The 13,067-nt window shown below is 65.6% G+C and carries 12 protein-coding genes; 7 read left to right on the top strand and 5 right to left on the bottom strand.

Annotated elements, in window-relative coordinates; genetic code table 11:
* The first annotated feature begins 85 nt into the window (after positions 1 to 85).
* The 6 genes from ABFA30_RS07695 to ABFA30_RS07670 all read left to right on the top strand — a co-directional run bounded on the left by ABFA30_RS07695 (position 86) and on the right by ABFA30_RS07670 (position 6,369).
* Complete coding sequence (locus ABFA30_RS07695) at positions 86 to 1,543, top strand: MBOAT family O-acyltransferase (protein ID WP_410045308.1); 1,458 nt, start codon at positions 86 to 88, stop codon at positions 1,541 to 1,543.
* A 10-nt stretch (positions 1,544 to 1,553) separates the two neighbouring features.
* Positions 1,554 to 2,711: an alginate O-acetyltransferase gene (locus ABFA30_RS07690; RefSeq protein ID WP_225789446.1), complete on the top strand. Its 1,158-nt coding sequence runs from the start codon at positions 1,554 to 1,556 to the stop codon at positions 2,709 to 2,711.
* Between the two features lie 13 nt (positions 2,712 to 2,724).
* Positions 2,725 to 3,372 carry an alginate O-acetyltransferase AlgF gene (locus tag ABFA30_RS07685; RefSeq protein ID WP_225789447.1) on the top strand — a complete coding sequence of 216 codons (648 nt, stop codon included), beginning with the start codon at positions 2,725 to 2,727 and terminating at the stop codon, positions 3,370 to 3,372.
* Between the two features lie 33 nt (positions 3,373 to 3,405).
* Positions 3,406 to 4,860: a mannose-1-phosphate guanylyltransferase/mannose-6-phosphate isomerase gene (locus ABFA30_RS07680; RefSeq protein WP_225789448.1), complete on the top strand. Its 1,455-nt coding sequence runs from the start codon at positions 3,406 to 3,408 to the stop codon at positions 4,858 to 4,860.
* Between the two features lie 142 nt (positions 4,861 to 5,002).
* A complete protein-coding gene (locus tag ABFA30_RS07675; RefSeq protein WP_410045307.1) occupies positions 5,003 to 5,467 on the top strand; it encodes a multidrug transporter in 465 nt (154 codons plus the stop codon).
* A 77-nt stretch (positions 5,468 to 5,544) separates the two neighbouring features.
* A complete protein-coding gene (locus ABFA30_RS07670) occupies positions 5,545 to 6,369 on the top strand; it encodes an SDR family oxidoreductase (RefSeq protein ID WP_225789450.1) in 825 nt (274 codons plus the stop codon).
* A gap of 73 nt (positions 6,370 to 6,442) precedes the next feature.
* Here the strand turns inward: ABFA30_RS07670 and ABFA30_RS07665 are convergent, their stop codons facing one another.
* From ABFA30_RS07665 to ABFA30_RS07650, 4 genes are all read right to left on the bottom strand, one after another.
* Complete coding sequence (locus tag ABFA30_RS07665; protein ID WP_410045306.1) at positions 6,443 to 7,891, bottom strand: efflux transporter outer membrane subunit; 1,449 nt, start codon at positions 7,889 to 7,891, stop codon at positions 6,443 to 6,445.
* Positions 7,888 to 8,949 (bottom strand): HlyD family secretion protein, encoded by a 1,062-nt coding sequence (locus ABFA30_RS07660; RefSeq protein ID WP_225789452.1) that lies wholly within the window; start codon positions 8,947 to 8,949, stop codon positions 7,888 to 7,890. Before ABFA30_RS07660 ends, ABFA30_RS07665 begins: the two co-directional genes overlap by 4 nt.
* A 27-nt stretch (positions 8,950 to 8,976) precedes the next feature.
* The gene (locus ABFA30_RS07655; RefSeq protein ID WP_410045305.1) at positions 8,977 to 10,515 is read right to left on the bottom strand and encodes an MFS transporter; all 1,539 of its coding nucleotides are present in this window, start codon (positions 10,513 to 10,515) and stop codon (positions 8,977 to 8,979) included.
* A 155-nt stretch (positions 10,516 to 10,670) separates the two neighbouring features.
* On the bottom strand, positions 10,671 to 11,576 hold the full coding sequence (locus ABFA30_RS07650) for a LysR family transcriptional regulator (RefSeq protein ID WP_368816288.1): 906 nt from the start codon (positions 11,574 to 11,576) through the stop codon (positions 10,671 to 10,673).
* A gap of 163 nt (positions 11,577 to 11,739) precedes the next feature.
* On the opposite strand from ABFA30_RS07650, the gene ABFA30_RS07645 reads away from it, so the two are divergent.
* Complete coding sequence (locus ABFA30_RS07645; RefSeq protein ID WP_410045304.1) at positions 11,740 to 12,186, top strand: universal stress protein; 447 nt, start codon at positions 11,740 to 11,742, stop codon at positions 12,184 to 12,186.
* On the opposite strand, the gene ABFA30_RS07640 is transcribed toward ABFA30_RS07645, so the two are convergent.
* The gene (locus tag ABFA30_RS07640) at positions 12,131 to 12,838 is read right to left on the bottom strand and encodes a hypothetical protein (RefSeq protein ID WP_410045303.1); all 708 of its coding nucleotides are present in this window, start codon (positions 12,836 to 12,838) and stop codon (positions 12,131 to 12,133) included. The two genes, ABFA30_RS07645 and ABFA30_RS07640, sit on opposite strands and share 56 nt — an antisense overlap.
* Positions 12,839 to 13,067: the final 229 nt, after the last annotated feature.

Here is a 13,067-nt window from a genome sequence, read left to right as displayed (position 1 = left end):
GGTACCAGGTTGCCTTCCGGTCTTGCACCGGGGGGTTTGGGGGGCGCTTTGCCCTGGATGCTGTGAACAAATTAGGAGAACCGGGATGGTCTTCTCGTCAAACGTGTTCCTGTTCCTGTTCTTGCCGATCTTCCTCGGCCTGTACTACCTGAGCGGGCAACGCTATCGCAACCTGCTGCTGCTGGTCGCCAGCTATATCTTCTACGCCTGGTGGCGGGTGGACTTCCTCGCCCTGTTCGCCGGGGTCACCCTGTGGAACTACTGGATCGGCCTGAAGGTCGGCGCCGCCGGCGTGCGCACCAAGCCGGCACAGCGCTGGCTGCTGCTGGGCGTGGGCGTGGACCTGGCGATCCTCGGCTACTTCAAGTACGCCAATTTCGGCGTCGACAGCCTCAACGCCATCATCACCTCGTTTGGCCTGGAGCCGTTCATCCTCACCCACGTGCTGCTGCCGATCGGTATCTCGTTCTACATCTTCGAGTCGATCAGCTACATCATCGACGTGTACCGCGGCGACACCCCGGCCACGCGCAACCTGATCGACTTCGCAGCGTTCGTGGCGATCTTCCCGCACCTGATCGCCGGCCCCGTGCTGCGCTTCAAGGACCTGGTCGATCAGTTCAACAATCGCACCCACACCCTCGACAAGTTCTCCGAAGGCTGCACCCGCTTCATGCAGGGCTTCATCAAGAAGGTGTTCATCGCCGACACCCTGGCGGTGGTCGCCGACCACTGCTTCGCCCTGCAGAACCCCACCACCGGCGATGCCTGGCTCGGCGCCCTGGCCTACACCGCGCAGCTGTACTTCGACTTCTCCGGCTACAGCGACATGGCCATCGGCCTGGGTCTGATGATGGGCTTTCGCTTCATGGAGAACTTCAAGCAGCCCTACATCAGCCAGTCGATCACCGAGTTCTGGCGGCGCTGGCACATCAGCCTGTCGACCTGGCTGCGCGACTACCTGTACATCACCCTGGGCGGCAACCGCAAAGGCACCTTCAACACCTACCGCAACCTGTTCTTGACCATGCTGTTGGGCGGTTTGTGGCATGGCGCCAACTTCACCTACATCATCTGGGGCGCCTGGCATGGCATGTGGCTGGCCATCGAACGGGCGCTGGGCCTGGACACCAACCCGCAGCGCTTCAACCCGGTCAAGTGGGCCTTCACCTTCCTGCTGGTGGTGACCGGCTGGGTGATCTTCCGCGCCGAGAGCCTGGACGTGGCCGCGCGCATGTACGGCGCCATGTTCAGCTTCGGCGACTGGCAGTTGTCGGAGCTCAACCGCGCCCAGCTCACCGGGCTGCAAGTGGCGACCCTGGTGCTGGCTTACGCCACCCTGGCCTTCTTCGGCCTGCGCGACTTCTACCGCAATGCCGCACCGACGCCCAAGGCCACCCCGGTGCAGGTCAATGCCGACGGCTCGCTGGGCCTGGACTGGACCCGGGTCATGACCCGCGCCCTGGTCCTGCTGCTGTTCGTCGCCTCGGTGCTCAAGCTCTCGGCGCAGAGCTACTCGCCGTTCCTCTACTTCCAGTTCTGAGGTCATGATCATGAACCGGACACTGCGCATCACCTATTCCCTGTCGTTCCTCGGCCTGCTGGTCGGGCTCGGCGCCTGGTCCGTCGGTGGCCTGGAGAGCTTCAACCGCACCGGGCAGATGACCCTGCTCGACGGCAAGCTGGCCAAGGCCGCCGAGACCCACTACGACGAACAGTTCCCGATCAAGCGCATCGGCACCAACCTGTGGGCGGCCCTGGACTTCAAGCTGTTCAACGAAGGCCGCCCGGGCGTGGTGCTGGGCCGTGAGCAGTGGCTGTTCACCGACGAGGAATTCAAGCCCAGCGCCGACGCCGAGCAACTGATGCAGGACAACCTGGCGCTGATCCGCGGCGTACGCGACACCCTGCAACGCCACGGCAGCCAACTGGTGCTGGCGATCGTGCCGGCCAAGGCGCGGATCTATGCCGAGTACCTGGGCAAGGAATTGCCGACCAGCCTGCACGATGACCTGTACAACCGCTTCCATGCCCAGGCCCGCCAGGCCGGCGTGTTCGCCCCCGACCTGCTGACCCCGATGGAACAGGCCAAGGCCCGCGGCCAGGTGTTCCTGCGCACCGACACCCACTGGACGCCCATGGGCGCCGAGGTCGCCGCGCAAACCCTGGCCGAGGCGGTGGCGCGCCAACACCTGCTCGATGGCGAGCCCCAGGCGTTCGTCACCCAGGCCGGCGACAGCGGCCCGTACAAGGGCGACCTGACCAACTTCCTACCCCTGGACCCGCTGTTCAGCGAGCTGCTGCCAGCCCCGGACAACCTGCAGCAACGCAGCACCCAGCCTGTCCAGGCCGAAGGCGAAAGCGGCGACGCCTTGTTCGCCGACACCCAGATCCCGGTGGCGCTGGTCGGTACCAGCTACAGCGCCAACCCGCACTGGAACTTCCTCGGCGCCCTGCAGCAAGCCTTGCGCAGCGACGTGGCCAACTACGCCGAAGACGGCCATGGCCCGCTGCTGCCGATGCTCAAGTACCTGCAGAGCGACGCCTTCAAGGACGCTGCCCCGCAAGTGGTGGTGTGGGAGTTCCCGGAACGCTATCTGCCAATGAAGAACGACCTCAGCGCCTTCGATCCGCAGTGGATCGCGCAGTTGAAGAACACCCGCAATACCGACGCAAACCTGGCCCTGTCGTCCAATCGGACGGACCACTGAAGAGGAAACGCACATGACCAACAAGCCTTCCATCGCCAAAGCACTCACCCTCGCGGCCGGCCTGTCCCTGGCCTCCCTGCAGGCCTTCGCCGGCGCCGACGCCGCGCTCTACGGCCCGAGCGCACCGAAAGGCTCGACCTTCGTGCGCCTGTACAACGCCAGCAGCGCACCGGTCGCCGCCAGCGTGGGCAACACCCAGATCAAGCAGGTCGGCGCCCAGGCCAGCAGCGACTTCAGCTTCCTGCCTGGTGGTGACTACACCGCCCAGGTCGGCGGCAAGAGCGTCCCGGTCAAGCTGGCCTCGGACAAGTACTACACCCTGGTCAACAGCGCCAGCGGCAGCCCGCAGTTGATCGAGGAGCCGCCGTTCAAGAACAAGCAGAAGGCCCTGGTACGGGTACAGAACCTCAGCGACCAGTCGCTGACCCTCAAGACCGCCGACGGCAAGACCGAAGTGGTCAAGCCGGTGGCGGCCAAGGGCCGTGGCGAGCGCGAGATCAACCCGGTCAAAGTCAACCTCGCCCTCTACGAAGGTGACAAGAAAGTCAGCGACGTCAAGCCCGTCGCCCTCGAACGCGGCGAAGCGGCCGTGCTCTACGTCACCGGCTCCGGCAGCAGCCTGTCGCCGGTGTGGGTCACCCGTCCCGTGGCCAGCAACTGATCCCCTGCCTCTATCGACCTTTGGAGAAACATCATGATCCCGGTAATTCTTTCTGGTGGTAGCGGTTCCCGTCTGTGGCCCCTGTCGCGCAAGCAGTTCCCCAAGCAGTTCCTGGCGCTGACCGGTGAGCACACCCTGTTCCAGCAAACCCTCCAGCGCCTGGTGTTCGAAGGCATGGACGCCCCCATCGTGGTGTGCAACAAGGACCACAAGTTCATCGTCCAGGAGCAACTGTCCGGGCTGAACCTGCAGACCCAGGCCATCCTGATGGAGCCCTTCGGCCGCAACACCGCGCCGGCGGTGGCGATGACCGCGATGAAGCTGGTCAACGAAGGCCGCGACGAGCTCATGCTGGTGCTGCCAGCCGACCACGTGATCGAAGACCAGAAGGCCCTGCAACGCGCCCTGGCCCTGGCCACCGTGGCCGCCGAGCGCGGCGAGATGGTGCTGTTCGGCGTGCCGGCGACCAAGCCCGAGACCGGCTACGGCTACATCCGCTCCAGCCAGGACGCCCTGCTGCCCGAAGGCGTGGCGCGGGTCGCGCAGTTCGTCGAGAAGCCCGATGAGAAGCGCGCCAACGAATTCGTCCGCGCCGGTGGCTACTTCTGGAACAGCGGCATGTTCCTGTTCCGCGCCAGCCGCTTCCTCGAGGAGCTGAAGAAGCACGACCCAGACATCTACGACACCTGCCTGCTGGCCCTGGAGCGCAGCGTCGATGACGGCGACGTGCTGGCCATCGACGAGGCCACCTTCGCCTGCTGCCCGGACAACTCCATCGACTACGCCGTGATGGAGAAGACCCAGCGTGCCTGTGTGGTGCCGCTGACCGCCGGCTGGAGCGACGTGGGCTGCTGGTCGTCGCTGTGGGACGTGCACGAGAAGGACGCCAACGGCAACGTCACCAAGGGCGACGTGGTGGTGCAGGACAGCCGCAACTGCATGATCCACGGCAACGGCAAGCTGGTGTCGGTGATCGGCCTCGAGAACATCGTGGTGGTCGAGACCAAGGACGCCATGATGATCGCCCACAAGGACAAGGTCCAAGGCGTCAAGCAACTGGTCAACACCCTCGACCAGCAGGGCCGCAGCGAAACCCAGAACCACCTGGAGGTGTACCGCCCGTGGGGCTCGTACGATTCGGTGGACATGGGCGGGCGCTTCCAGGTCAAGCACATCACCGTCAAGCCAGGCGCCAGCCTGTCGCTGCAGATGCACCATCACCGCGCCGAGCACTGGATCGTGGTGTCCGGCACCGCCGAGGTGACCTGCGACGAGAACGTGTTCCTGCTCACCGAGAACCAGTCGACCTACATCCCCATCGCCTCGATCCACCGCCTGCGCAACCCGGGCAAGATCCCGCTGGAGATCATCGAGGTGCAGTCCGGCAGCTACCTGGGCGAGGATGACATCGAGCGCTTCGAGGATGTGTATGGGCGGACTTCGACGCCTGCCGAGCGGGGCGTTTCCGTGAAGACCATCGCCCAATAGCAGCTGCAAGCTACAAGAAAAAGCAGGGCAGCGGTGTGCCGACGATACTGGCCCTACCGCTGTCCTGCTTTTGCTTTTGCTTGAAGCTTGAAGCTTGCCGTTCCAAGATGTCCGAACCCAAGCACTCAAGGCCCCTATCCCAATGATCATCGGCGCCCTGCTCATTCTCACCTGGCTGGTCTTGCTGCTGCGCTACCCGGCCAAGGCCCTGCCGATTTCGCTGGCCGCCGTGTTCGGCCTGGGATTGGTGGCGTTGTGGGTGGTGTGGGAAGACAACCGTGAAGCCTCGCGACTGGCCCGACTGGACCTGCGACTGACCTACGCACCGGACAAATGCCCCGCCGACCGTGCCTTGCAGGTACGCATGACGAACGGCAACGACGTCCCCCTGACCGAACTGCGCTGGCGTGTGGCCGCCTATGCCCCGGGCGATACCGTCAACCTCGCCGAAAACACCTACAACGCGCCCCGCTACCGCGGCCCCGGTGAGCTGCAGCCCAGTGCCGAATGGAGCGACTGCCTGCCCCTGCCACCGCTACGCTCCGGTTACCGGCCACAGACGCTGGAGTTCCGTGCCGAGCACCTGCAAGGTACATTCGCCAACTGAACAGGTTGTCGGTACCGCCGCGAATGGGCCGGCACTGACACACCACGGATCCACACGCCCACCACAAAGGCCTCCCCATGCCCACCGTCCTGATCACCGGTTGTTCCAGCGGCATCGGCCGCGCCCTGGCCGACACCTTTCGCGATGCCGGCCACGAAGTCTGGGCCACCGCCCGCAAGCCCGAAGACGTCGAACAACTGGCCGCCGCCGGCTTCGCCGCGCGGCAACTGGATGTCAACGACAGCGACGACCTGGCTCGCCTGGCCGAGGAGCTGGAAGACCGCTACGGCGGCCTGGACATCCTGATCAACAATGCCGGCTACGGCGCCATGGGGCCGCTGCTCGACGGCGGCGTCGATGCCATTCGCCAGCAGTTCGAGACCAACGTCTTCGCCCTGGTCGGCGTGACCCGTGCCCTGTTCCCGCTGTTGCGCCGCGCCCGTGGCCTGGTGGTGAACATCGGCAGCGTCTCCGGCGTGCTGGTCACCCCGTTCGCTGGTGCCTACTGTGCGTCCAAGGCTGCCGTGCATGCCTTGAGCGACACCCTGCGCCTGGAACTGGCACCGTTCGGCATCCGTGTGATGGAGGTGCAGCCGGGGGCGATCGCCTCGCAGTTCGCCAGCAATGCCCAGCGCCAGGCCGAGCAGGTGCTCGCCGCCGATTCGCCCTGGTGGCCGCTGCGCGAGCATGTCCAGGCGCGGGCCCGGGCATCCCAGGACAAGCCGACCTCGGCGGCAGCGTTCGCCAAGGGGTTGCTGGATGCGACCCGCAAGGTGCCGACACCGGCCCTGGTGCGGCTGGGCAACGGCAGTACGGCGTTGCCACTGATGGCCCGGTGGCTGCCGCAGCGGCTACTGGACAAGGTGCTGCGCAAGCGGTTCGGATTGCTGCGACCGCTTTGAGACCGCGTCGCCCCATTGGCGAACCTGTGGAAGAACCCGTCAAGACGTTCAGCTCTGGGGCTGCTTCGCAGCCCTACACCTTCGGAGGTTGCTCGTCGAACGCCTGCCAGCCACCACCCAGGGCCTTGTACAACCCCACCAAGGCCTGGGACACTGCCGCCGAGCTGTCGATCCACTGCTCCTCGCTGGCCAGCAACGCCCCCTGCACGCTCAGCACATTGAGAAAATCCACAGCCCCTTCCACATACTGCCGCTGGGCCGTCTCCAGGGCGACGCGGTTCTGCCGCACCGCCTCGGCCAGGTGGTCGCGGCGCAACTGGCTGGCGTTGTACAGGCGCAGCACATCGTCGATCTCATGCCAGGCGCCCAGCACCACCTTGCGGTAGTTCAGCGCCGCCTCCTGCTGCTGGGCCTCGCGCAACTCGAGGGTGCCCTTCAACCGTCCGCCCTCGAAGATCGGCAACGACAGCTGCGGGCCGAAGGCGAAGCGCCGCGAGTCCCAGGCGCCGAAATCAGACAGCTGCATGGCCTGCAAGCCCACGCTGCCAGACAGGCGAATGCTCGGGTAGAAGTCGGCCTTGGCCACACCGATGCTCGCGGTGGCGGCATGTAGCCGCGCCTCGGCCTGGCGGATGTCCGGGCGCCGTTCGGCCAGCTCGGACGGCAAGCCGATGGCGAAGGCCTGCTGCGGCGCCGGCAACTCGCCCACGGCCAGCAATTCATCCTGCAGGCTGCGTGGCGGCTCAGCGGCGAGCAGGCTGAGGGCGTTGATCAGATCATCGCGCCGCGCCTCCAGGGTCGGCAGGCGCGCCTCGATCGAGGCCACCTGGGCACTGGCCTGGGCCACGTCCAGGCGCGTGGCGACACCCTCGGTCTGGCGGTCCTGGGACAGCTTCAGGCTGTGCTGGGCGACCTCGAGGTTGTCGCGGGTGACCTCCAGGGTGTGCTGCACCGCGCGCAACTGGATGTAGTCACCGGCGGTTTCAGCCAACAGCGCCAGAAGCACACCCCGACGGTCGTTCTCGGCCACTTCCACCGTGGCGTCGGCGGCCTCGACCTGGCGCCGTACACGGCCCCACAGGTCCAGTTCCCAACCGGCGATCAGGTCGCCCTGCCAGAGGTTGAAGGCCGACTTGCCGGCCTTGCCGGACGGGTCGTTCAGGCCTTCGGCGCTATTGCGGGCGCGGCTGTAGTTGCCGTCGAGGTCCACCGACGGCGCCTCGTCGGCGGCCACGGCACTGCGCAGGGCGCGGCTCTGCAGCAGGCGCGCACTGGCCATCTGCAGGTCCAGGTTGCGCTCGGCGACGCGCTGGATCAGCGCGCTCAGGCGCGCATCGTGAAAGTTGTCCCACCAGCGCAACTCCACAGGTTCTGCCGTCGGCTGGCTGGCCGCCGCCTCGCCTTGCAAGGGCGCCCAGGCTTGCGGCGCCTGGCTGTCGGGGCGCTGGAAGTCCGGCCCGAGGGTGCAACCGGCCAGCAGCAGGGTCAGCAGCAGCGGGCTCAAGCGTGATGCCGGTTTCATCGAGCGGTGACCTCCTTGCCAGCGAGCCTGTCGCCGTGGGTGTCGATGGTCGCCTCCACCGACATGCCCACGCGCAGGCGCTCCAGCAGAGGCTGGCCGTCATCGAAGACGATCTTCACCGGGATGCGCTGGACCACCTTGGTGAAGTTGCCAGTGGCGTTGTCTGGCTTGACGGCGGCGAAGGTCACACCAGTGGCCGGGGCGATGCTCTCGACATGGCCGTGCAGTTGCTCGCCGGAGAAGGTATCGACGCTGATGCTGACCGGCTGGCCGGGTTGCACGTGGGTCAGCTGGGTCTCCTGGAAGTTGCCGACCACGTAGGCCCGCTGCAGCGGCACCACCGACAACAGGCGCGCCCCCGGGTTGACATAGGCACCGACCCGCAGGGCGCGCTCGCCGACCATACCGTCCACCGGCGCGGTGATGCGGGTGTAGGACAGGTCCAGTTGGGCCTTCTCCAGGCCTGCCTCGGCGCGCTTGAGCTGGCCGTCGGCGCTGGCCACCTGGGCGCTGAGGATATCCACCTGCTTGCGCGCCGCTACCCGCGCCGCCTGGGCGTTGGCCAGGCGGGCACGGGCCTGGTCGACCCGGCTGCGCGCCTGCTGGGCGTTCTGCACGGTGCCGGCGCCCTGCTCGGCCAGGCGGCTGTAACGCTTGACCTCATGCTCGGCGAAGGCCATCTCGGCCTGGGCCGCCTTGACCGCCGCCTCGGCCTGGGCGATCAGCGCGGCCTGGCGCTCCAGGGTGGCGCGGGCATCGGCGCTCTGCGCCCTGGCCACCAGCAACTGGGCCTGGGCGGCGTCGAGGGCGGCCTGGTAGTCACGGGCATCGATGGTCGCCAGCAACTGGCCGGCCTTGACCTGCTGGTTGTCTTCCACCAGCACGTCCTTGATGAAGCCTGCGACCTTGGGTGCGACCACGGTGTAGTCGGCGGTCACGTAGGCATCGTTGGTGGTCTGCCGGTGGTCGCTACCCAGCAGCCAGGGCCCGACCAGGGCGGCCAGCACGGCCACGGCGAGCACCGAGCCGATCACGATAGTCTTGCGGTTGTTGGTCATTTCAGCAGTCTCGGATTCATCCCGGGATCAAGCCACCGCGCGCGGTGGATAGACCCGGGTAGGCACGAAAGGAATCAGGCAAATCAAGGCCACGGCGACGCCGGCCATCACCAGGTACAGGTCGGCCGAGGTCAGTACCAGGGCCTGTTCGTGGATGCGCTGGGCCAAGCCCGGAGCACGGTCGTCGAGCAGCGGTGCATTGCCCAGGCTGTCGACCAGGTGGTTGGAATGGAAATGCCGGCGCAGGGTGCCGAGGGCGTCCAGCAGGCCGGTGGCGATCACCGCGGCCAGGCCCTTGACGGTGTTGAACCAGGCCGAGGCGAACGGGCCTTCCTGCGGGGTCATGCCATTGGTGGAGAGCATCAGCAACGGCAGTACCGCCATCGGCTGGCCGAATACCTGCAGCAGGTAGAACACGTAGAAGTCGTCGCGGATCCACTCGCTGGTCAGCAGGCTGCTGCCCAGGCACGACAGCGCCAGCATGCCCAGGCCGGCCGCCAGTACCCAGCGGCAATCCACCGCGCGGATGTTGCACAGCGCCGCCGTGAGCGGCAGGGCGAGCAACTGCGGCATGGCCACCAGCATCATCAGCGGGCTGGTCTGCGCCGGACGATAGCCCTGGATCTGCGCCAGGTACGCCGACGGGATGCTCCCCACGCCCGACAGCACGACCAGCACCCCGGCCAGGGTCAGCAGGGCGAAGCTCAGGTTGCGTCGCGACAGCATGCGCAACTGGAAGAACGGCAGCGGCTCGGACCATTCGTTGAACAGGAACAGCACCAACAGCAGCACGCCACCGCCGAGCAGCCAGCAGATCAGCGGCGAGTCGAACCAGCCCCAGCGATCCCCCAGCGACAGGCCAAGGACGATGCTGCTGATCGCTGGCAAGCCGAGCACCACGCCGCGCCAGTCGAACTGCTTGAAGCGCTCCAGACGCAGCGGGTCCTGGGGCAGGCCCCAGCCGACGCAGAACATGGCCAGGGCCGAGGGCAGGATGATCTGCCAGAACGCCCACTGCCAGCCGACATATTCGGTCCACAAGCCTGCCAGCGGCGTGCCCAGGTTGGGGCCGAAGGTGGCGGTCAGGGCGTAGCAGGCCAGGCCATAGACCTTGATACCCGGCGGCAGGAAACGCAGCGCCACGCTCATCAGCATCGGCGGCAATGCTCCCGACGCCAGGCCCTGGACGATACGCAGCAGCATCAGGCTATGCAGGTTCGGGGCGAAGGGTTGGAGCAGGCCGAGCACGGCGAACAGGCCGATGGCAGCCAGGGTGAAGCGGCGCAGGGAGAAGGTGGTGGCCAGCCACGGCGCAAAGGCCATGGCCGATACCGAGGCGGCGCTGTAGGCCGCCAGCAGCCAGGCGCCCTCGTCGGCGCCGATGCCCATGGCGCCACGGATATCGGCCAGGGAAATCTTCGTCACCGACTCGTTGAGGCCGGCGCAGAGCACCGCCAGCAGCACACCGAACAGCCCGGCCACCACCCGCAGACCGAACGCGGCTTGCACCGGCGCAGCCGGCGCGGGGGCGGCGAGCGCGGCGGAAGGCGCGGACAGGGAACTCATGGGCAGACATCTCCAGCAACAATTTCAGGGGCTGGGAAAGTCTAAGAAGGTCGAATGCTGACGAAAACTGACTTATTGGCAGTTTTAAGTTGCGTCAGACGCAATCCATGGATCGTGTGTGCCTGCGAATGCGCCGGTACATCCATCGCAAGCCGTCAGGGATCGACGCTGCAGCAGGCCTTCAGCATCTGCCGCAACCAGCGATGCGCCGGATCGTTGTGAAACCGCGGGTGCCACGCCTGCACCACCGTCACCCGCTCCAGCGGCAACGGAATCTCGAACGAACGCAAGGGCAACCCAAGCTTGTTCACACTGCTCAGGATGTTGGCCGGCATCGGCAGGATCAGGTTCGACTCCGGCAGGGAGAACATCGCCGAATGAAAGCTCGGCGTGATCAGCGCGACCCGCCGTTGCACCTTGAAATTGGCCAGCTCCACATCGATCGGGCCATTGGCCCGGCCGCGTCGCGACACGCTGATCTGCGGGTAGGCGGCGAAGCGCTCGGGGGTGATCTCGTCGTCGAAGATCGGGTGATCGCGACGGGCCAGGCCCACGTAGACAGTATGGAACAGGCTTTGCACCTTGATCTCTGGCCCCAGGTCGATGGTCGAGCTGATGATCAGGTCGGTGCGCCCGTCGCGCAGCACCGCATCGTCGTCGCCCCCGCTTTCCGGCACGAAGCGCAGCACCGTGCGTGGTGCCTGCTCGTGCATCATGCGCAGCAACTGGGCGCCATAGAGCGCGATGAACAGGTCGTTGGTGCGGATGTTGAAGGCCCGTTCGAGGTTGGGCAGGTCCACGTCGTCGCCGCTGCGAAACACCTGCCCGGCCTGCTCCACCAGCGTCGCCACCTGCTCGCGCAGCGCCAGCGCCCGTGGCGTCGGTACCAGGCCACGGCCGGCGCGCACCAGGATCGGGTCACCGAGGGCATCGCGGATCCGCCCCAGGGTCCGGCTCATGGCCGCCGGGCTCAGGTTCATGCGCTGGGCCGCGCCAACCACGCTGCCCTCGTCGAGCAGGGCATCGAGGGCGACGAGCAGGTTCATGTCTGGCAGTTGCATGGCCGTTATCCGTGACAGCTGTGGGAAAGTGATCTTATCAGGTCGGATGATTGCGTCTGGTGCAATGTCCCCGTGCACGGTGGGCTATTTATCAGACAGGTGAAAGGGTCAAGAATGGGGCCGGTACAGCCGCCGTCGCCCCCAGCCTCTCCAAGGAACCTCCATGCCCCACCCGGTCCTGATCGCCATCGACGCCTCTCCTGCCGCCAGTGCCCTGCTCGCCCTCGCTCACCGCTACTGCCGTCCTGGCGAGCATGAACTGCACATACTGCTGGCCATCGACTCGACCTTCGCCGTGCACGAGCGCCCGACGGCCTACACCGAGGAAGAACAGGAAGAATACCCCGCCGCCTGCGAGGAACAGCGCCTGGCCGACCATGCCGTGGCCACGGCGGTGCGTGCCCTGCGCGATGCAGGGTTCGACAGCCACGGCTACGTGGTCGCCGACGAGCCCGTCGAGGCCATCGTCGACAAAGCCCGCGAACTGGACTGCGAACTGATCATCATGGGCCACCGCCACCTGTCGCGACTGGGACGCTTGCTGGACCCTTCGATCAGCACGAAGGTGATCGACAGGGTAGAGATTCCGGTGTTGGTGGGGGCGGCTTGACTCCAGCAGAACACCCCAACCAGTCGGACCAGGCCTGAGGAAACCCATCGTACTGGCTAAGCCAGGGCTTCAACTCCGGGCTTATCCAGCCGATTACTTCAAGACAGAGCAGGTACCGCTGACGTACGTCAGGCTCCAGCCAAAGCAAGGCATCATGGTGGGCGGTGCGATTACGAAGATCTCGAATCTGGTTCAACACTTTCGACAACTCGTTTCTCTGCCGCTTTTTCTTTGGGCAACGAGGAAAGGCCAAACGTAACTCCTTCCAGAACTCCTGCTCATGTCGAGTGTTGAGCAACGACACCCAGAAACCGAAGCTCAAGTCCGAAACGATCTTGTCGGGGGTAACCGAATGACGCTTTGCCTTGATGGACGTCCTGGTTTTTTCAATCTCCAACCGATCCGCCTCGGTGAAGGAGCCGACCATCTCCCACCAGTCGGACCTTCCGTATTTTGATTTCAGTGCTTGATGCATAGCATTGCGCAGACTGATCTCGAGTACATGCAAGCATGGCAGGATCGCTTGCCCTAGCAACATGTTATGGGCGTAGGCTATCGTGGCTTCGACCTTCCGGGGGTTGAGCGCGTATCGAGCCAGACGGGGTTTGGAAAACGCCTGTTCGAGCGATGGGTTCCAGTCCTGGTTTGTCAAACTCGGCCATCCTGTATTAGCATTCGCCGTGCAGCCCTATGTCGCCCTCTCCCAGAAGTCCGATGGTCATGCTGGTGATGACGCTAGGTACGTATCCATGGCCCCGCATTGCGGGGCCATTCTTTTTCTGGATCGCTGGCTCTGGGAGCACTGCCCCTTTTTCTTGGCAAAGGTGTCTGCACAGTCGATCCGGTTCGGCCATTGTGCAGCCCAAACGACCAAAGGCTCA

This window comes from Pseudomonas sp. HLMP (genome assembly GCF_046365545.1).
GTDB classification, from domain to species: domain Bacteria; phylum Pseudomonadota; class Gammaproteobacteria; order Pseudomonadales; family Pseudomonadaceae; genus Aquipseudomonas; species Aquipseudomonas guariconensis_B.
Note: the sequence above shows the minus strand (reverse complement) of the source record. Positions and strands in the feature narration are given on the sequence as shown.